Here is a 20620-nt window from a genome sequence, read left to right on the forward strand (position 1 = left end):
CCTCATTCCTGGCTGGTTGTTTGATGGCCGGCGAGCGCGTCGCCCGGCTTGCGTTCCACATACAGTTCCACCGTGTGCTCGCGCCCGTCGTCGACGAGTTCGATCACCTGCTCCTGCTGCGGCGTGCCGTCGAGTACGAGCAGCTCGCCCGTCTCGGCCGGCAAAACCGTGACATGATAATCGGTCCGGCCGCTGCGGTAGCGAAAACGCAGGCTGTCCCAGCCCAGCGGCAGCAGCGGCGCCAGCGCCAGGCGGTCGACCGTGCGCTGCAGGCCGAGCAGTGCGTCGCTCAGCAGCAGCTGCGCCCAGCAGGCAACCGTCCCGCCCCCGACGGCATCCATCATGAGCCAAGGCGCGCCGGAGAAGCGCACGTGTGTGCCGGCGTCCGGCGCAAGCGGATTCAGGCGGCGCGCCACTTCCCACGCGGGCGTGCCGGCGCCCTGCGCGGCCAGGGCCAGCGCCGCCCACGCCGCCGTGCGCCCGTCCTGCACGTCGCTCGTATCCAGCGCGGCGAGTACCGCCTGGATGCGGCCAGGCGTCGCGCCGGCCATGGCGGCCCAGGCCTGGGTGGCCGCGCCGCCGTCGCCATAGGCGGCGCCGTTCCAGCCGTATTCCTCGGCCTGCGCCTTGAGCGCCAGCGCCGCGCCGCGGCAGGTGGTGGCGAAGCCGAAGTCGGCGCGCCGGTCGGCCACCTCGGCGAAGCGTTGCAGCACCGCGGCCAGCAGGAAGGCCAGCAGCACGCTCTCGGGGCGTGCGTCCAGCTCCTCATCGCCCTCGTGCATGCGCGCATCCTGCAGCGGCATGCCGTGCACCCCGAAGCGCAGGCAGCCGCGCAGGCCGTGCACGCAAACCTGGTACAGGTCGTCGCGCGCCAGGCGCGTGCCGCTCGACGGGTCGCCGCCGGCCGGCTCGCGCAGGATGCCGTAGTCGCCGGTGATGCCAACGTAGCGGTGCAGCGCGTAGGGCAGCCACAGGAAGTCTTCCACCGGCCGGCCTTCGGCGCCAATGTCGGCGCGCGCCGCCCGCAGCAGCGCATCGCGCAAGACCGCCGGGTTGCCGTGCACCGCCGCCATCGCGCCCTGCAGCTGCTGCGCCGGCGTGCCGCCCATGGCGCCGGCCACTGCCGCATAGGGCAGCCAGCCGTTGGCAAGCAGGTCGAAGGCTGCATCCGGCGTGGACACGCGCTGGCTGCCGAGCAGCTCGTCCCAGAAGGCATGCACCTGGCGCAGCGCCAGCGCCGCCGCTTTTGCCCCGCCGTGCTGCTGCACCGCGCGGCTTGCCGCCAGCGTGTCGGGTCCGGCCACGCCGAGCAGGAACACGAGCTCGATCGCGGCGCCCGGCGCCAGTTCCACCCGCGTCTGCAGGGCCGCGCACGGGTCGAGCGCGGCGCCATTGGCACCGGACAAGCCGTTGCGCTCCAGCGCCGCCGGCCGCGCCAGGCTGCGGTGGCGGCCGACGAATTCGCGCCGGTCGCAGGTCGACGCCACCTGGGGTGCGTCGAGGTGGAAGAAGCCGAGCGTGTCGCCAAAGCCGTCGCCGAAGGCATTGCGCGCCACCAGCGCGCCGCTGGCCACGTCGACGCTGGTAACGACCTGCAGGCCGGGGTTGGCGGCGGCATCGTCCATCCACCATTGCACATAGCCGGTGACGGACAGGCGGCGCGGCGCACTGGAGGCGTTGTGCAGCTTGAGCACCGCATACTTGAGCGGCGCGCCGGGCGCCACGAAGCAGCGCAGCTCGGACCCGATGCCCTGCGCCACGTGCTCGAACAGCGTATAGCCGAACCCGTGGCGCGTGCGGTAGGGCTCGCCGGACGGCATCGGCCAGGGCGTGGGCGACCAGGCGCTGCCCGTGTCCTCGTCGCGCAGGTAGAAGGCTTCGCCCTGCGGCGCCGTCAAGAGCAGCGTGCGGCGGCCGCACCAGGTGCTGCCCGGGCCGGTCTGCGGCAGCACCGCGCCGAACACGCCGTTGGCCAGCGCGTGTTCCGATGGCGCCGTCGATGCCCTGTCGCTGCGGATGAGCAGCTCGCGCCCGTCCCGCGAAAATCCTCCGTCGAGCTGGTGCGCCTCGGCATCAGGCAGGCGCGCCTCGCTGGTCCAGGGCGCCGGCTGTTCCTGGGCCGCGAACGGCGCCGGCAGCGCGGGCAAGCCCGGCGCCGCACGGCGCAATTGCTCTAGCAGGCTGCCGCGCTCTTCGAGCAGCAGCACCTGCGCCGCCGCGCGCAGCAGGATGCGGTCTTCCTGCGGCACCTCGGGCAGCAGGTGGACGTGGATGCCCTCCGCCTCCCCCGACGCCAGCGCCATGACCTGGTCGAACACGGCGCGGCCCTCGCACAGCACCAGCAGGTCGGCCTCGAAGCCGCGTGCGCGCCAGTAGCCGTGCGCCTGCAGCACCTCGCGCGCCAGATCGCTGTCCGGGCCGGGCTGCAGCACCAGCAGCGGGCGGCTGCCGTCCACGCCGTAGGGACGCAGGGCGGCGCGTCCGCGCACGTTGCGCTCGATGACGCCGGCGTCCGCCCGCAAGCCGGGCACCGGGTCGAGCAGGCAGCCGGCCAGGCGGTTGTAGAGCTGGGCCTGCGCCTCGCTGATGCCGGCCGCGCGCAGGAAGGCCTGGCCGTGGGTCCAGGCCGCCTCCACCGCCTGCCCCACCGCCTGGGTGCCGGCATAGCGCGCAGCCAGTTCGCGCGCGGTGGCGGGGGTCGGGGCGACGCCCAGCACCAGGTCGATGCTCACTTCCTGGTTTGGCGCCAGCGTGATGCTGCGGCGGATCGCCAGCGCCGGCTGGGAAACGGGCGATGTTTCATCCAGCGGTGGCAGCGCCGCAAGCGGGTCGTGGCAGGCGGCGCTGTATTCCGGTGCGCCGGCCTCGCCGCGCACCGCCATCAGGTGCAGGACGGTCGGTGCGCCCGGCCCCAGGGTGCACAGCATGGCCCGGGTCGGCGCATCGATGCGCAGCTGCGCAGCGTGCCCTTCTTGCGCCAGCAGCGCGACCTGGCTCGTCACCTCCAGCGTGCGCGGCACGGCGCTCCGGTTGTGGATGCGGATGTGGCGCAGCTCGATGTCGTCCTCGGGCGCCACCACCACCTCGCTCATGATCGCCAGGCCGCGCTCCTCGCGCCGGAAGCTGGCGCGTCCCTCCGCGAACACCGCTTCGTAGCGCTCAGGCTCGCCGTAGATGGGCGCCAGCGTGGGCGACCACAGTTCGCCGGACGCGCTGTCGCGCAGCACGCAGGCAAGGCCGCCCCGGGCGCCGAGCGGGTCCGGCTGCCAGCGGCTCAAGAGGAATTCGCCCCAGCGGCTGTAGCCGGCGCCAGTGCTGTCCACCAGCACGTGGTAGCTACCGTTCGACAGCAGCTGCACGTCCGGCGTCGACGTATCCGCGCGGTCGATGAGCCGTCCCTGGGCGGATCCCGGGTGCTGCGGCGCGCTGTCGTAGGCCGTTCCAAGCGATGCGCCGCTGGCCGGCACCGGCTCCTGCAGCAGCGGCAGGGCCGCACGCAGTTCCGGGTCGAGGCGGAAGCGGCGCTGCATCGGCGCCCCGTGCAGCAGCTGCAGCAGCGCGAGCAGGCCCATGCCCTGGTGGCGGGTGGCGACGACGCGCACCACGTGGCGGCGCTCGCCGTGCGGCAGCCGGCCCGGGGTATGGTCGACCGCATCGAGATAGCCGTAGTCTGCGGCCAGGCCTTCCTGGGCCATGCGCTCGAGGTTGGCCAGGGCCAGGGCCGGCGCCACCGGCAAGGCCAGCATGGCCGCATACGGCGCCGCCACCAGGCCGGCATCGGCGCTGCGCTCCAGGCTGGCCGCGGGAATGCCGAAGCGGCCGAACTGGAACAGCAGCTGGGCGTCGACCGCATTGCAGCTCGACTCCGAAAAACCCCAGGGCATGTCGTGGCGCGCGCCATGCACTGCTTGGGCGCGCACGGCGGCGCGGCCGGCGTGGTCGAGCAGGGTCTCGCGCCAGGTCGGCATCAGGAGCTGCGGCGCCAGGTAGTCCGACAGGCTGCCGGTGCGCGACAGCAGCAGCTGTTCCGGCCCGGCGATGCGCAGCGGCCGGCCCAGCGCCCACCAGTGGCGCTGGCCGAGCTGGCCCTGCGCCACCGCCAGGAAGCTGGCCATGCGGCTGTCCGAGGCCAGCAGGTCGCAGCTGCCCGTGTCCAGGCGTCCGTCGCGCACGTGGCAGGCGGCCGCCAGCAGGCCGGTCTCGGGATCCAGCAGCGCGGCGAAATCCATGCCGGCGAAGCTGCGCGCCTGCCCGGCCAGGCGGGCGCACTCCGCCAGCAGCTTTTGCGCGTGCTGGCGGCCTTCGCGCACCAGCCGCGCCAGGCCGTGGTGGCTACCGATCGGGGCCTCCAGGGACGCCAGTTCGCGCAGCGTCGGGATCCGCGTCAGGCTGGCCTCGAGCACGTATTCCTGCTCGGCGCGCATCCAGGGGGCCAGCGCCAGCAGCTCGTCCTGCTGCGCATGGCATTGCGCGGCCAGGCGCGCCGCCCAGCCGCGCAGCGCGGCATCGGCGGTTTCCGGCAGGCCGGCTTCCAGCGCGTCGGCGGCGGCGGCCACGTGGCGCAGGCATTCGGACAATCCCGGCAAGGTGTCGGCCGCGCGGCAGCGCTGCGGGTCGAGCGCGCCCCAGACCTCGGCCACCAGCGCACGCACGCGATGCGCCTGGTGCTGGACCAGCTCGTCCACCACCTGCACGGCGGCGCGGATGCCGTCCAGCGCCTGCGGTCCGGCGACCGGCGTGTCCGGCAGCTCGTCCAGCCCGCCGGCAAGCAGGCGCAGGCCGAGCGCCAGCCAGCCGCTGTCGCGGGTCGACACGCAGGCCGGCTCGACCGGCGCCAGGGTGGCGCTGTCGTAGGCGGCCAGGAAGTGGCCCTTCCAGCGCTCCAGCAGGGCCATCGAGGCCAGCGAGACATCCATGCGCCGCAGCAGCTCGCCCGGTGCGATGAAACCGAAATCGCGCGCCGCGAGCGTGGACAGCAGGAACACCGACATGCCGCTTGGGGTGGTGCGGGCGTCCACCAGGGGATGGGGATGCTCCTGCACGCTCTCCGGCGGCAGCCAGTTGCTGGCCGGGCCGGCGTGATCCTCGAAGAAGCTCCAGCTGCGGCGCGCGAGGCGCTGCAGGCTTGCCTGCCGCGCCGCCGGCAGGCGCACCTGGGCGCGTTGCGGCAGGCTGGTCCACCAGGCCAGCAGCGGCGACAGGAACCACACCAGCAGGACCGGCGCCGCCGTGAACAAGGAATACGGGTTGGCGAAGGTCAGCAGCAGGCTGGTGGCCACCGCCAGCGCCGGCGCGAACCACATGGTCAGCCAGTTGTTGGCCACCACCCGGGCCGGGCGCGCCAGCGCGGCCGGGCGCCATTCCAGCTGGCGCCGGCGCGACACCCGGCTGCGCCACAGGGCCTTGAGCACCGCATCGAGCTGGCACCAGGCCGCATGCGGCAGGAAGCTGGTCGCCAGCGCCGCGCGCACCAGCGGCACGCGCGCGCCGCGCGCCCAGCTGTCGAGGTGCTGGCGCCAGGGCGCATCGTGCGGGCGGTCGCTCAGCGCCACCAGGCTGCCCAGCAGGGCCGGCAGGAAGAACACCGACAGCACCATGGCGGTCCAGAACGCCGGCTCCGCCAGCCGGCTCCAGCACAGGACCAGCAGCGCCGCCAGCGCCGGCGCCACCAGGCTGTCGCGCAGGGTGTCGAACAGCTGCCAGCGGTCGGCGGCGCTCATCGGGTTGGCTTCGCGTTCGCCCTTCGCCTTGCCGATGCGCGGGCGGATCCAGCCGGCCACCTGCCAGGCCGCCCGCACCGCGCGGTGGCGGCGCACGGCATGTTCGCCATAGCTGCCGGGCAGCGCTTCGGCGAGCCGCACCTCGCAATCGCTCTTCGCGTGCAGGCAGCCTTCGTCGACGATGCCCGGCGCCGGCAGGACCTCGTCCGGCAGGCGTCCGCGCAGCACCCGTTCGTAGGCATCGACCTCGTAGATGGCGGACCAGCCGAACATGCCCTGCGCTTCGCACTCGCGCACCGCGAGGCCGGCGGCCCAGGTGCCGTGGGCTTCGAGCCACATGCGCTGGTAGCGGCAGGCTTGCGGGTCGGGCAATGCGCCGCCGACGACCGGACGCAGCATGGCATGCCCTTCGATCACGCGGGTGCCGCCGGCATCCAGGGCCGGCTGGTTGAGCGGATGGGCCATGGCGCCGACCAGGCGGCGCGCCGCATCGCGCGGCAGGTCGGTGGCGGCGTCGAGCGTGATCACGTAGCGCATCTCCGCCAGCCCGGCCGTGTTGCCGGCCACCGTGGCGAAACGCTCGCGCCCCGGTCCGGCCAGGAAGGCATTCAGGTCGGCCAGCTGGCCGCGGCGGCGCGCGCGCCCGATCCACGCGTGCTCGCCGGCGCTCCAGGTCCTTGGGCGCTGCAGCAGCAGGAAGGGTTCGACGCGCACCCTGGTGGTGGTGGGCTGGCCGTCCTCGTCGAGCGTGGGGAAGCGGTGTTCGCGCGCATGCTTGCGGTTGAGGGCCTCGATGGCGGCGGCGGCATGCGCCACCAGCGCCTCGTCGCCCGGCATGGTCTCGCCAGGCGCGTCGTACAGGTCGGCCAGCAGGCAGAAACGCAGGCGCGGATCGCGGTTGGCCAGGTAGCGCACTTCGAGGTCGCGGCACAGCGCGTCGAGCTGGGCGCTGTTGACCAGGCGCGCCGACACCGCCACCAGGGCCTGCTCCGCGGCGGGGATTCCCTTGTCGAAGTCCATGCGCGGCGTCGGCGACGGGTTTGCCAGCCAGCTCGCCATCATGTCGACCAGCGAGCGCGCCAGGCCGCTGGCGCCGACAAGCGCAAGCAGTCCGATGATGAGCTGCAGCCCGAGTCCGGCGCCCTGCTGGCGCGCGGCGATGACGACCGCCGCCGCGAACAGCAGCGTGAACACCGCCATCCCGGCGATGCGGGCCGCCAATGGGGCATGGCGCAGGCGCCGCCCCACCCCTGCCGCCAGGCCGGGTGTCGGCTGCAGCCGCGCTTCCAGCGCCGCCTGGCCGGGGCCGGCAAGGTAGTAGCCGATGTGGCGCCGGCGTGCGTCGAGTCCTCCTTCACCCGGCGTCAGGTTCTTGCCCGCCAGGGCCAGCGCCTCTTGCGCCACCTCGGCTTCGCTGCGTCCGCTCCGGCGCGCCAGCCGTTCGATGGCAAGGCGGTACAGGTCGCGGGTGGCGCCGTCCATGCGCGGATAGCTGCCATCCGGGTCGGCGCGCAGGATGGGTTCAATGGTGCTGGCGCCTTCAGCGAGCTGCCGCCAGTCGATCCCGCCGAGCAGGCGCAGGCTGGCGAGGGTGTTCGCCACCCGCGTGCCGTCCGCCGCCATGGCGTCGCGCTCGTCCGCTACCCTCTGGCTGATGCTGGAACCCTCGTCCGCCAGGCGCGCATCGATCCAGCCGAGGGCCTGGGCGACCACCGGCCCCTGCCCCTGCAGGCGGCGCGCCAGTTCCGCCACGAAGCTGCTGCCCAGCGGCTGCACGGCGCGCGCCATGTCGGCCACCAGCAGGACCAGGTCGCCGGAGCGCTGCGCGGCGGTGTCGAGCAGCCTGCCGGCCCAGTCGGCGGCCAGGATGCGTTCCTCGCAGGCGCGGGCGGCGCGCACGGCGACCTGGCGCAGCCCGTCGAGCAGCGCCAGGCGCAAGGCGGCGGGAAACAGGCGCAGCTCGGCCAGCAGCAAGGGAGCGTCCTGCTGGGCGGCGGCGAGGAAGCCTGCCAGGCCAGCGCGTTCGATGCGTCCGTCGTCCCGGCTTGCCGCGTCGCGCGCCAGCGCCAGGATGCGGGCCTGGCCGCCAGGTCCCGGCAGCGCGCCGCGATCGTGCAGGCCAAGGGCGGCCTGCACCTGGCGCAGCTGGGCATCGATCAGGGGGCTGTTGTCGAGGATGGCGCCGGCGGCGGGCGGCAGTTCGCTGCCGCGCTGGCGGGCGCGGTCGAGCGCATCGCATGCGGCCTCGATCGCGCCGGCCAGTTCGGCCAGCTGCGCCCGCAGGCCGGGCGCGTCCTCATCGCGCACATTGCTCATGACTGCGGCGGTGCCGGATTCAGCCTTCGGGTTCTTCTCTTGCTTCAACAGGGACCTCGACACAGAGGCGCGCGCTGTCGACCGCCGGCGCGCGGCGCGCCTGAAGCAGGTCGATGGGAAGGGAAACGCAGGGCGCGCACGGCCACCGCCATGCTAGAAGAAGCCAGCGGTAGCTACTGTGCGGTGCCGTACACAGGCGGGGGATTCAGCCGGCCAGCGCCAGTCCTCCGGCCACATGCCAGGCCTGGGCGTGCCCGAGGCGGCGCAGCAGGCGCGCGGCGCGGGCGCTGCGGTTGCCGCTGCGGCACAGGAACACCAGCGGACGGGGCTCGCGCAGCCAGTGTGCAGCCTGCCCGGCCAGCTGCGACAGCGGCACGTGCTGCGCGCCGCGTCCGCGCAGCTGGGCGCAGGCCGCCGCGTGTTCCGGCAGCTCGCGCACGTCGACCAGCAGGGCGTCGGGGTGGGCCGCCAGGTAGGCGGCCGCCGTGGTCGGGTCGAGGTCGATGCCCTCGTCGGGCAAGGCCTCGGCGCCGGGCCGCGACACCGCGGGTTCGCCGATCCGATGACAACACAGGGCGGCGTCGAAGCCGTCGTTCCCAGGATCGGCGCCGAACACGAAGCGCACCGCGCCAGCGGCCAGCACGCCGTTTTCCGGACGCCCCAGCAGGTAGCCATCGCCGTTTTTCGCCAGCACGTCCTGGCCCAGCGCGATGGCGTCGAGCGTGGCGCCGGCAAATTCCACCTGCTGCGCGCCGCCCGGCCAGCCCGGTGTCAGGCCCAGAATGTCGCACAGCGCGTCGGCGCCGCCGGCGCCATGGCTGGTGGCGAAACAGGCCCGCAGGCGGCATTCGCGCGTGCTCAGGTCGGCGGCAATGCGCGCCGCCAGCGCTTCGGGCGGATCGATCGCGATGCAGTGGCGGCCCTCGTCGTCGAACAGCAGCCAGCCGCTGGCGCCGCCCGCCTCCAGCTGTTGCAGGCGCGCCGCCGGCCTGGCCTGTGCCAGCGCGCGGCCACAGTGCGCGATCCGGGCGCAGGCGGTCTCGATGAAGTCGTCGTCCACCAGCGGGCCGAAGGACAGGCGCACGGCCGACGCGCTGCGCTCCAGGGGCACGCCCATCGCATCGAGCACGTAGCTCGGCGCCGCCTTGGCGGCCGAACAGGCCGAACCCGCGCTGACGCGCACGCCGGCGGCATCGAACAGGTCGAGCAGCTCCTTGCTGCCCAGGCCCGGCACCGAGAAATTCAGCGTGGTGGGCAAGGCATGTTCGAGCGGTGCGTTGAACACCAGGCCCGGGAAGGCTTCGCGCAGGCTTGCCGCAAGGCGGTCGCGGTAGCCTCGCAGCTGGGCGTGGCTGCGGAAGGTCGTGCCCTCCTCCAGCGCGCCGAGCACGGCTCCAAAAGCGGCGATGCCGCCCATGTTCTCGGTGCCCGAGCGCTGGCCGGCTTCCTGGCCGCCGCCGCACATCAGCGGCGTGTAGGGCGCGCCCTCGCGCACGTACAGCAGGCCGATGCCCTTGGGCGCATACAGCTTGTGGCCAGAGAAGGGTGCGTAGTCGATGCGGGTGGCGTCGAGGGCGAGGGGCAGCTTGCCGAGCGCCTGCACGCAGTCGACCATCCACAGCGCCGGACTGCCGGTTTCTTGCAGCACGCGCGCGATGCCGTCCAGGTCGGACACCACGCCGGTTTCGTTGTTGGCCGCCATGGTGCAGACAAAAGCGGCACGCGGCGCCAGTTCTCCCAGCAGGTCCAGACGGTGGCGGCCGTCGCCGTCGACCGGCAGCGCGCGCAGCTCCAGCCCGGTACCGAGCACGCGGTTCCAGTGCGCCAGGCTTTCCGGCACCGCCTTGTGCTCGGTGGCGCCGTAGAGCAGCAGGTCGCCGCAGGCTTCGCCGCGCGCGCGCCGCTCGCGCACCGCGCACAGCGCCGACAGCACCGCAGTCTGGATGCCTTCGGTGGCGCCGCTGGTGAACATCACCCGCCCCCTGGCGGCGCCGAGCACCCGGCGCGCCCGGGCGCGGGTGGCGTCGAGCAGGGCCTTGGCGCGCAGGCCGCAGGCATGGCTGCTGCTCGGGTTGCCGAAGCAGTCCTGCATGACGGCCGTCGCCGCTTCGATGGCTGCCGGGAGGACCGGCGACGTGGCGTTGGCGTCGAGGTAAACTTCGTTGTTCATCATCACATTACAAAAAAGTAATTAGTTGCTGCGGATCGTGTTATTGTTGATGAGTATGTTACGGAGTCGCGCCGGTAAACATATACTAAATTATCCGCGTCATGGCGCGAAATTGGCATATACGTTCTTGATATACCGATATAGTGAAAATGAACTCACTCGACAAGTTTGATTGCGCCATTCTTGCCGCATTGCAGGCGGATGCCACCCTCTCCATTTCCGGCCTCAGCGAAAAGGTCGGCCTGTCCAGCACGCCCTGCTGGAAACGCGTCAAGCGCCTCGAGGAAGAGGGCTATATCGAAAGCCGGGTCAGCATCGTCAACCGCGAGAAGGTCGGCCTGCCGGTGACGGTGTTCGTCAGCGTGCGCACCACCGAACACGACGAAAAATGGCTGGCGCGCTTCGCCGCGGCCGTGGTCGCACTGCCGGAAGTGCTCGAGTTCCACCGCATGAGCGGCGACGTCGACTACCTGCTCAAGGTCGTCACCACCGACATCGCGGGCTATGATCGCTTCTACAAGAAGCTGATCAAGACCGCGCGCCTGACCGGCGTGTCCTCGGCCTTCTCGATGGAGCAGATCAAGTGCACCACCGCGCTGCCGCTGGAGTTGATCTCGCACGGCTTGCCGGCGTAAGCTTGTAAGCACACGTTGCGCCGCTTAACCGGCGCCGGGTTTCATGTCATGATGGCGTCCGTTTCGAACACAACGGAGACCCAGGGAATGCCATCCAAACTGCACATGGCGCCGCTCGCGCTGGCCGCGCTGCTCGCCATCGACGTCAATACCGCCAACGCCGCCGAACAGGTCGTGAGAATCGGCGTGAGCGGCCCGCTGTCCGGTTCCAATGCCTTCGCCGGCAAGGACAACGAGAACGGCGTGCGCCTCGCCATCGAAGAACTCAACGCGCAGAAGCTCCAGGTCGGCGGCAACACGATCCGCTTCGAGCTGCAGTCCGAAGACGACCAGGGCGACCCGAAACAGGGCGTCAACGTGGCGCAGAAATTCGCCGACGCCAAGGTGAAGTTCGTGCTCGGCCCGTACAACTCGGGCGTGGCGATTCCCGCTTCGCGCGTCTACAACGACAACGGCATCCTGATGTCGACCGTCGGCACCAATCCCAAGATCACCCAGTCCGGCTACCCGACCGTGTTCCGCATCGTCGCCAGCGACACCCAGGTGGGCGGCTCGGTGGCAGCCTATGCGGCCAAGGAACTGAAGGTGAAAAACGTCGGCGTGATCGACGACCGCACCGCCTTCGGCCAGGGCGTCGCGATGGAATTCAAGCGCCAGGCCACCGCCAACGGCATGAAGGTCGCCGGCCACGAATACACCACCGACAAGGCGACCGACTTCGCCGCCATCCTCACTTCGCTCAAGGCCAAGCGCGTGGACGCCGTCTTCTTCGGCGGCTATGCCCCGCAGGCCGCGCCGATGGCGCGCCAGATGAAGGCGCTCGGCCTGAACGTGCCGCTGCTGGGCGGCGACACCCTGTGCAGCCCGGAGATGGCCAAGCTGGGCGGCCCGGCGGTAGGCGAGAACGTGCGCTGCGCCCAGGCCGGCGCGATCGTCGCCAAGCAGCCGGGCGGCCCCGCCTTCATCAACGCCTACAAGGCCCGCTTCAAGCGCGACCCGGACGTGTATGCGCCCTCGTTCTACGACCAGACCAAGTTCATCGCCCAGGCCATGAAGTCGGCCAACTCGGTCGATGCCGCCAAGGTCGGCGCGGCCATGCACAGCATCAGCTACCAGGGCGTGGTGGGCACCTACGGCTATGACCCGAAGGGCAACCTGAAGAAGACGGCCGTCACGGTCTACACCTTCAAGAACGGCGCACTGACGCCGCTGGCCAGCTACTGATTCACAAGGAAACACCATGAAAGCAAGCTTCAAGCTCGCAAGCCTGGCGGCCGCCGCGCTGCTGGCCTGCGGGCCGGCCTCGGCCGCCCAGGCAGACGCCCCCAAGCCGGCTTCCGCCGCCGCGAGCGCGGAAAGCCGCCAACTCAATGCGCTGGCCGACGAGTACTACGAGTCGCTGGCCCGCTTCGAGCCGGTGTGGGCCACCGAGAGCGGCGACAGCCGCTTCAACGACAAGCTGGGCTTGTCGATCTCGCCGAAGCTGCGCGAGCAGCAGTTCGCGCTCTACCGCAGCTATCTCAAGCGCTTGTCAGGCATTCCGCGCGAGCGCCTGGGAGGGCGCGACCAGACCAGCTACGACATCCTCAAGTTCGAGCTCGATAGCGCGCTGCGCCTGGCCGCCTTCCCGGAACACCTGATCCCGATCGACCAGATGCTCAGCATGCCGGTGATCCTGGCGAACTACGCCGGCGGCCAGGCCGCCCAGCCCCTGAACACCGTGCGCGACTACCGCGCCTACCTGAGCCGCCTGGCGCAGCTGGTGCCGCACATCGACCAGTCGATCGCCAACATGCGCGAAGGCGTCAAGCGCGGCGTGGTGCAGCCGCGCGAGCCGATGCAGTCCGCCCTGCCCCAGTTCAAGCAGCTGGTCGCGAACAAGACCGAAGCGAGCATCTTCTACACCCCGATCAAGAACATGCCGGCCAGCTTCACGGCTCTTGAAAAGCGCAGTCTGACGCAGGCCTACCGCAAGACGATCGCGAACAAGCTCAATCCGGCGCTCAAGCGCCTGGCGACCTACCTGGAAAAGGACTACCTGCCGAAGACGCGCACCAGCGCCGGCTGGAACGCCCTGCCGGACGGCGCCGCCTGGTACGCGGCGCGCGTGGCGGCGATGACCACCACCAGCCTCACGCCCGAGCAGATCCACGAGATCGGCCTGAAGGAAGTGGCGCGCATCCAGGGCGAATACGCCGTGACCGGCCCCAAGATGGGCTACACCGGTCCGGCGGCCGGCCTGCCGCGCTGGGTTGCGGAGCAGCCGAAATACAAGCCGTTCACCTCGGACCAGCAGGTGATCGACGTGTACCGCGAGCTGGACACCAAGGTGCGCGCCAAGCTGCCTGCCCTGTTCACCCTGATGCCGAAGGCGCCGCTCGACCTGCGCCTGGAGCCGGAACTGTCGCGCGCCACCGCCTCGGACCACTACACCCCGCCGGCCGCGGACGGCTCGCGCCCGGGCGTGTTCTGGTCGGTAGTGAACGATCCGAAGCTGTACGGCAGCACCGGCATGGTCACGCTCTACCTGCATGAAGGCCAGCCGGGCCACCACTTCCACATCGCGCTGGTGCAGGAACTCGGCCTGCCGAATTTCCGCAAGTTTGGCGGCAACAACGCCTTCACCGAGGGCTGGGCGCTGTATGCCGAGACCCTGGGCAAGGAGATGGGCCTGTTCGACAAGCCCGAGGATTACTTCGGCCACTTGAACGACGAGATGCTGCGTGCGGCGCGCCTGGTCGTGGATACCGGCCTGCACGCGAAGGGCTGGAGCCGTGCCCAGGCCATCACCTATTTCCAGGACACGCTGGGATACTCGGAAGCCGAGGCACGGGCGCAGATCGAACGCTACATGGTGTGGCCGGGACAGGCGCTGGGCTACAAGATCGGCTCGCTGAAGATCATGGAGCTGCGCAAGCGCGCGGAAAGCGCACTGGGCGAGAAGTTCAGCCTGCCGAAGTTCCACGAGATCGTGCTGGGCGACGGCACGCTGCCGCTGGCGGTGCTGGAGGCGAAGGTCGATCGGTGGATTGCCGAGACCAGGTAAGACTGGGACGAAGCCGGGGTTTTCCCTAATGTCAGTCAGTTAAGCCGGAATTGTAAGGTGGGCGGGTTCCCCGCCCACGCGGTGATAGTTGCGATACGAATAGCCGCACGGGCTGCAGTACTGTGATTTGACCGCGTGGGCGGGAAAACAGTCCACTGGACTGTTTTCCCCCGCCCACCCTACGGATGAGCAGTGGCTTTTAAGACTGGCATTAGGGTTTTCCCCGGTTTTTTTCATTCGTGTCCGACCACTTTCTTCATCCATGTCGACATGAAGGCAAGCGCCGAAGGCGCGACCGTTTCCTCGATCAGAAAATACTCGCTGGCCTTGCCAGTCCTGGCGGTCTGGAAGCTGTGGTTGAGGCCAGGAAGCTGGCGTACGACGCTCCGGGGAGAGCGGCCTGCGAGGGCACGCTCGATTTCTTTCAGGTTCTCGGCGGGCGGCACCTGGAGGTCCTTCTCTCCTCCCAGGGCCAGCACCGGGCAGGTGACGCGTTCGAGATACTGGCGCGGGTCCAGTGACAGGAAGCGCCGGAACCAGGGCGTCAGCAAGGCCTCGAAAGCTTCGTCGGGGATCCCTTCCGGCGGAATCTCGAGTGCGGTCCTGGTCGCCGCCGGCAAGGCATGCGTGGCCGCCCGCATGGCCGCCAGCGCATCGGGCCGGGTCCGGTCGCTTGCGGCGATCTCGAACAGCTCGCGTTCCTGCGACCGGTTGAGCAGGACGAGGGACTCGTCCATGCCTTCGGCGCGGCGGGCGGCCGCATCCTGCAGGCTTTTGATGTCGATGCCGGGCAGGCCGGTACCGCCGAGCATGACGATGAAGCGGACGTCCGCCGGCGCCTGCGCCGCTGCCATGGACGCGATGATGCCGCCTTCGCTGTGCCCGACGATGCCGATCCGGGATGCGCGGATATTCGGCTGGATCTTCAGGAAGCGTGCTGCGGCCAGCGCGTCGGCGGCATAGTCGTCGGTGGTCGAATCGGGATGCCGTCTGCCTCCCGTCAGCCCGACGCCCCGTTTGTCGTACCGAAGCACGGCAAAGCCCTGCCGGGTCAGGTGATCCGCCAGCACCGCCAGCGTCTTGTGCAGGGACATTCCCCCGTCCCGGTCGTGCGGCCCGGTGCCTGCAAGCAGCACGACACCGGGAAAAGGACCGCCTGTCGACGGATAGCTGAGTGTCCCTACCGGAGAGACCGCCGGATCGGGCGTGTCGAACACCACCTCCTGCGTGACATACGGCAGGGGCGCGGCCGGGTGTTGTGGGCGGCGGCGTTCGGCGTAGACATGAAAGCCGCCACCGGCCTGTTCGATCAGGAAGCGGGTCGGGAAGCCACTGCTTCCGACTCCCGTGATGCGCTTCGGCTGCCCCCTTGCCGGCGCTTTCCATTCCTCGCCGAGCTTTACGTTCATCTTGCCGAGTTCCGTGTTGACGTCTTCCGCCTTCTGCGTCGAGAACATGTGGCGCTTGATCGTGGATTCGGCGAAGGCCGTGGGCGAAAGTGCAGCCAGAGACAGCGCGGCGACGAGGCGTACGAGGGAACGATGCATGACTGGTATCCAGGTGGTGGTGAGTCCAGGCAGGATACGTAGACATCAAGGAGACATTATGGAGCCCGGTCATCGTCCGCTGTCTACTTGAGGTGACACTAAGACGATAACGTCGAGAAATTTTACATTCCTATAATCAAGAAATATGAATTTCTTAGAAATCAATGGCTTAGTTGCCTGGCACAGTTTTAGCTTATAAAATTACAAGTACAATTAACTGGGGGAAATATGAATTTCTTACGTTCCACTGCACTGATTGCAAGCTTGATCATCTCGATGGCGCTGGGTGCAAGCGCCGCGAACGCGACCGTCATCCAGGGCAGCTCCACAGGCACGTTCGCGAATATTTCGAACTGCTGGGGCACCTGCTATGTGTTCGACGGTGTCAAGCAGCCGGACGCGGTGCTCGGATGGGGTTTCGGACTGTTCACCAATGGCTCGACCCTGGTAGCCCAGCCACGGCAGTGGAATGTCGGAGTAGAAAATGCGAATGACGTGATTCTGGCCGAACTGGTGTGGACCAACCGCGCCACCGCCGACTGGCTCACGCCCGACCTGTTCAAGGTCGATTACACCTTGAACATCACGTTCAGCCAGCCGAACACCGCCAGCGACTCGGAAGTATTCAAGTTCTCGATCTTCAATACCAGGAACCCGGCCGGCGACAAGCTGTTGGGACTGACGCTGGCCGATCTCGCCGGACTGTCATTCGCCTTGAACGGCATCGAGATGTCCGACCTGAAGTACCACCTCACGGGGGCCGGCAGCTTCGATGGGAACTACTGGTCCAACCCGGAAGGCAAGACCTCGACGATGTACATCAGCGCGGACTTCAAGTCGAGCGCGCCGGTGGTGAGCGAGCCGGTGCAGAACGAGGTACCCGAGCCGGCATCCCTGGCGCTGCTCGGCGCGGGCCTGGCCGGCCTTGGCTTCCTGCGCCGCCGCAAGACCGCCTGAGCGCCAGTCCGCGCATATACGACCTTGCAGGCCGAGGCGGGTGATGCGCCCCGCCCGGTCCTGCGCCGTGATCCTCTCAGCCGAGCATGAACACCGGATAGCGGCGCCATTCCGGCTCGCGATAACGCTCGCAATTCGCAAAGATGAAGTCGAGCACCGCCTCCTGGTTCGACAGCAGCGCCGGATTGGCCTCCTTCCAGGCTTCGAACTTCGCCGCCAGCGCCGGCTCGTCGTTCAACAGTTCAGCCGCGTGGTCCTCGAACACATAATCCGAATACGCCTCCTTCTTCTCCAGCACGCTGTTGAAGAAGCCCCAGCGGAAGAAGCTGTCGTGGCCCAGCGGCTCGAGCGTCTCGACCGCGTAACGTGCATTGTCCTGGTCGAGCGGCACGATGAAGTCGCCCGCGCGCAGCTGGACCTGGCCGCGGCGCTTTTCCAGCACCACGTCGTCATGGAACATGTGGCCCTCATAGGCGTTCGGACGCGAAGTCACCGACACGATGTGGTAATAGTCCACTTCCTCGACACGGTCGCTTTCCACGCGCTCCATGCGCACGCCGTTCCACTGCAGGCGCTCGATCGCCTCGCGCCACTGCTGCGGCAGCACGTAGGCGCGCGGCGCCGGCACCGTGATGTCGGCCGGGAAGCGGTTGTACCAGGCGATGTCGCGCTCCCACGGACGCGAACGGTCGTACCACAGGCGCGAGTACGTCCCCAGCACGCTCGGCTTGTATCCGGCTTCGTAACCCTTGAAGCGGAAGCTGTCCGGGTTCGCCTCGTCCATCGCCCAGTGGATCGGCCATTCGGCACGGGTGCGGCCCAGCTGCCTGGCGGCGCGGCGCAGCGCCTGGATCTGCCCGGCGTTCTGCACGGTGAATTCCAGCGCAGTCTCGACCAGCGCGCGCATCGACGCGTAGCGGTCCTTGAAGGGCTTGAGCATGTGGGTCTCGGGCATGAAGCCGATGGTGTGGTGCAGGGCCGCGTAGCCGGTCGAGAAGCGCGCCGTCTCGAGGAAGTCGGCGATGCCGTGGTCCGGGCTGTCCTTGACCGGGTTCACGTAGGGGCAGGTCGGCCAGCCGCGCTGCTGCATGTCCTCGTACATCGCCGGCAGCATGGTCGAGCGCAGGAACTCGCCCAGCTCGCCGCCCAGCTTGTCCGGCTGGGTGTGGATCAGGGTCATGGTGTAGCTGTAGTCGGCGCCGTTGGAGGTGTGGGTGTCGACCATCACGTCCGGGTCCCAGGCCGTGAACAGCTTGTTGAACACCTGCGCGGTCAGGCTGTCGCACTTGATGAAGTCGCGGTTCAGGTCGAGGTGGCGGCTCATGCCGCGGAAGCCGAACTGCTCCGGGCCGTCCTGGTTCACGCGCGAGGTATCGGCGCGGTTCAGGCTGCCGTCCACGTTGTACAGCGGGACGAACAGGAACACGGTCTTGCCCAGCGCTGCGAGGCGCTCGGGCTGGGTGCAGAAGTCGCGCACCAGCGCCATGCAGGCGTCCACGCCTTCCGGCTCGCCCGGATGAATGCCGTTGTTGTTGAAGAAGACCGCGCGGCCTGCGCGCTTGATCGCCTCAACGTCGAACACGCCGTCGCTGCTCACCACACCCGCATGGATCGGCACGCCGGCGTCGGACACGCCCACCTGCTCGAAGCGCAGCACGTTCGGATAACGGCGCGCGAGGTCTTCGTACCAGGCGATGCATTCGCCATGCGTGGTGGTCTGGTTCAGGTTGCCCTTTTCGAAGGGCGTCAGCAGTTCAGTGGACATAATGACTTTATAGGGAGTTAAACCGTTGGGACCGGCACGACGGTCGCCGGCGCATGCAGCGGCAGCGTGATCGCCACCACCGTGCCGCCGCCGACGCTGGAGCGCACGTCCATCACGCCATGCACGGCGTACACGCGCTCGCGCATGCCGATGATGCCGATGCCTTCCGAGGCGCTGGCCGGATCGAAGCCGTTGCCGTCGTCCGCGACCACGATGCGCAGGGTCTGCGCGCCTTCGTCCAGCACCAGGCGCACCTGGGCGGAAGTGGCATGGGCGTGCTTCATCACGTTCGACAGCGCTTCCTGCACGATGCGGTAGGCGGAAATCGCCAGCTCGTTCGACAGGCGCGAGAAATCGCCCTCGCCGTGGAACTCGAAGCTGCAACCCGAGCTGCCGTCGTAGTGGCGCACCATCTCTTCCACCGCGCCGTGCAGGCCCAGCATGTCGAGCACTTCCGGGCGCAGGCGCCGCACCAGGCGGCGGCCGTTGGCGTACAGGTCGAGCGCGAGCTTGGTGATGGCCTGCGACTTGCGCCCGATCTCCTCGACCTCCGCACTTGGCGGCGCCTTGGCGGCCAGTGCGCCGATCGACTGCGCCTCCAGGCGCGCGGCGATCAGGGACGCGTTCAGTTCGTCGTGGATCTCGACCGCGATGCTCTTGCGCTCGTCCTCGATGATGGAATTGACCTTCTGGATCAGCTTGCGCTTGTCGGCGTCGGCGCGCAGCGCCTCGTTGCGCGAGGCCAGCAGGTCGCGGGTGCGCTCGGCCACCTTGTTTTCCAGGTCGCGCTTGGATTCGTCCAGGGCCAGGGACATCTCGCCGATCGAGGCCTGCAGCTCGCCCACCTCGCCGCCGGTCGTGACCGGCAGGTGCACGCGGAAGTCGCCGTTGCGGATGCGGCTCAGCGCGCCGATCGCCTCGCGCAGCGGCACCGTGAGCGAGCGCGCCAGCACCCAGGCCAGCACGCCGCTGACCACCAGCGCCAGCGCGGCCATGCCGACCTCGAAGCGGAAGCGGCGGGTCTGCTTGGCCATCATGTTCGAGGGCGACATCGTCACCCGCACCCAGCCGACGATCTCGGTGGTGAGGGTGGGCGGACGCAGGTCGCTGGAGGCCGACACGTGCGGCGTGCCGTTGTCGGTGAACAGGTTGATCCACACCACCTGCTTCTTGATCGGCGCCTCGTAGTGGTGCGACTGGGCGTCGATGGCCGATTCGGAATCGACGCGCACGGCCTGAAGGCCGTCCACGCCCACCACTTCGATGCGGTAGATGCTGCTGTCGGACTGCACCAGGCCGTTGATGGTCAGGCGCAGGTCGGACAGGTTGCCCGAGATGACGTTGTATTCGCTGGTCTCGGCCAGCGCGCGCGCCAGGGTGCGCCCGCGCTCGGCCAGTTCCTCGGCCACCTGGGCGCGGTGCGAATAATAGGAGTACCACACGAAGGCGGTGAACAGGAAGGTCACCGGCAGCATGGTGATGAAGGCCATGCGCCGGCCGATGCTCCAGCCGCGCCAGAAGCGCAGTTTCATGGCTTGGCCGCCTGCCGTGCCGTCAGCCGGGCCGGCAGGTTCGAGAAGCGGCGCGCGCCGTCGGTCACGCGCACGTCGAGCGAACGCGCCACGCCCTCGTTGACCACGGTGCGGAAGTAGCGCGGGAACTGCGGCGGCGGCAGGTTGCCGGTGACGACGAAGGCGGCCGCGATCTCGGCCACCTGGGTATTGATGTCCTCGATCTCGGAATAGGTAGTGGCCAGCGCGCCGACCTTCACCATGTCGGCCGAGAAGCCGATCACGCCCTGCTTGCGGCGGTAGGTCGAGAGCAGGATGTTGCGCACGTTCTCGGGGTTGTAGACGTCGCCGTCGGGCATGGCCAGCAGCACCTCGGAGCGCGTCATGCGGTTGAGCGTGTGGTTGATGTCGTCCCCCAGGGCGAAGGGCTGCACTTCCACCTCCGGCTCCAGTGCCGGGCGCAGGAAGGTCGTGTCTTCGCCGAGGATGGCGCCGACCCGCACCGGGCGACCGTACAGCAGCGCGGCCAGGCGCAGCTGGTCGGGCGGCGCCGGCTCGGCATATACGGCGGTGATCAGGCCGGCGCGCGCGGCCGGGGTCTTGGCGGTGAGCGCGCGCCACACCTGGCTGGAGGTGAAGGCGGAGATGATCACGCAGTCGCAGCGGCGCGCCACGGCGTCGCGCAGCGCGGCCGGGCCGATGGCCACGTAGAGCATGCGGCGGCTCTGGCCCAGTTCGGTACGGAAGCCGGCGAAGGTGGGCACCAGGCGCTTGTACAGGTCTTCGGCGATGCGGCGCGTGACCTCGCTGTCGTCGCCGGTGAGGATCTGGAAGCGATAGCCGGTGATCTCGTCGTCCTTGCGGACCGGATCCACAAGCTGCGCCTGGGCCACGCCGGCAAGGAGCGCAAGCGCAGCCACGGCCGCGCGCAGGGACGTCGTGAGGCGCATCGG

Annotated in this window: 10 protein-coding genes; 4 read left to right on the forward strand and 6 right to left on the reverse strand. The window is 69.4% G+C overall.

Features of this window, described 5'->3' with window-relative positions:
• Positions 1 to 2: 2 nt before the first annotated feature.
• Together YWC_RS34070 and YWC_RS0121845 are read right to left on the reverse strand one after the other, a co-directional pair.
• The gene (locus YWC_RS34070) at positions 3 to 8084 is read right to left on the reverse strand and encodes a GH36-type glycosyl hydrolase domain-containing protein (protein ID WP_036215393.1); all 8082 of its coding nucleotides are present in this window, start codon (positions 8082 to 8084) and stop codon (positions 3 to 5) included.
• A gap of 157 nt (positions 8085 to 8241) precedes the next feature.
• Complete coding sequence (locus YWC_RS0121845; protein ID WP_027867308.1) at positions 8242 to 10206, reverse strand: aminotransferase class V-fold PLP-dependent enzyme; 1965 nt, start codon at positions 10204 to 10206, stop codon at positions 8242 to 8244.
• Between the two features lie 149 nt (positions 10207 to 10355).
• On the opposite strand from YWC_RS0121845, the gene YWC_RS0121850 reads away from it, so the two are divergent.
• The 3 genes from YWC_RS0121850 to YWC_RS0121860 all read left to right on the forward strand — a co-directional run bounded on the left by YWC_RS0121850 (position 10356) and on the right by YWC_RS0121860 (position 13887).
• On the forward strand, positions 10356 to 10841 hold the full coding sequence (locus YWC_RS0121850) for an Lrp/AsnC family transcriptional regulator (protein ID WP_027867309.1): 486 nt from the start codon (positions 10356 to 10358) through the stop codon (positions 10839 to 10841).
• A gap of 87 nt (positions 10842 to 10928) precedes the next feature.
• Positions 10929 to 12065, forward strand: coding sequence for a branched-chain amino acid ABC transporter substrate-binding protein (locus YWC_RS0121855; RefSeq protein WP_027867310.1), 1137 nt, complete (start codon positions 10929 to 10931; stop codon positions 12063 to 12065).
• 16 nt (positions 12066 to 12081) lie between these two features.
• Positions 12082 to 13887 (forward strand): DUF885 domain-containing protein, encoded by a 1806-nt coding sequence (locus YWC_RS0121860; protein WP_027867311.1) that lies wholly within the window; start codon positions 12082 to 12084, stop codon positions 13885 to 13887.
• A gap of 233 nt (positions 13888 to 14120) precedes the next feature.
• Here YWC_RS0121860 and YWC_RS30280 read toward each other — a convergent pair whose 3' ends face one another.
• Positions 14121 to 15434: an alpha/beta hydrolase family protein gene (locus YWC_RS30280; RefSeq protein WP_051306642.1), complete on the reverse strand. Its 1314-nt coding sequence runs from the start codon at positions 15432 to 15434 to the stop codon at positions 14121 to 14123.
• Between the two features lie 228 nt (positions 15435 to 15662).
• Here YWC_RS30280 and YWC_RS33605 point away from each other — a divergent pair, with 228 nt between their 5' ends.
• A complete protein-coding gene (locus YWC_RS33605) occupies positions 15663 to 16391 on the forward strand; it encodes a choice-of-anchor K domain-containing protein (RefSeq protein WP_084416523.1) in 729 nt (242 codons plus the stop codon).
• A 76-nt stretch (positions 16392 to 16467) separates the two neighbouring features.
• Here YWC_RS33605 and YWC_RS0121875 read toward each other — a convergent pair whose 3' ends face one another.
• The 3 genes from YWC_RS0121875 to YWC_RS0121885 are packed head-to-tail and all read right to left on the reverse strand — an operon-like array spanning position 16468 to position 20617.
• Positions 16468 to 18156: a M14 family zinc carboxypeptidase gene (locus YWC_RS0121875; protein WP_027867313.1), complete on the reverse strand. Its 1689-nt coding sequence runs from the start codon at positions 18154 to 18156 to the stop codon at positions 16468 to 16470.
• Positions 18157 to 18173: 17 nt separating this feature from the next.
• Positions 18174 to 19688 carry a sensor histidine kinase gene (locus YWC_RS0121880; RefSeq protein WP_027867314.1) on the reverse strand — a complete coding sequence of 505 codons (1515 nt, stop codon included), beginning with the start codon at positions 19686 to 19688 and terminating at the stop codon, positions 18174 to 18176.
• Positions 19685 to 20617 (reverse strand): hypothetical protein, encoded by a 933-nt coding sequence (locus tag YWC_RS0121885; RefSeq protein WP_051306643.1) that lies wholly within the window; start codon positions 20615 to 20617, stop codon positions 19685 to 19687. The genes YWC_RS0121880 and YWC_RS0121885 overlap by 4 nt, the downstream gene beginning before the upstream one ends.
• Positions 20618 to 20620: the final 3 nt, after the last annotated feature.

The organism is Massilia alkalitolerans DSM 17462 (genome assembly GCF_000427785.1).
GTDB classification, from domain to species: domain Bacteria; phylum Pseudomonadota; class Gammaproteobacteria; order Burkholderiales; family Burkholderiaceae_D; genus Telluria; species Telluria alkalitolerans.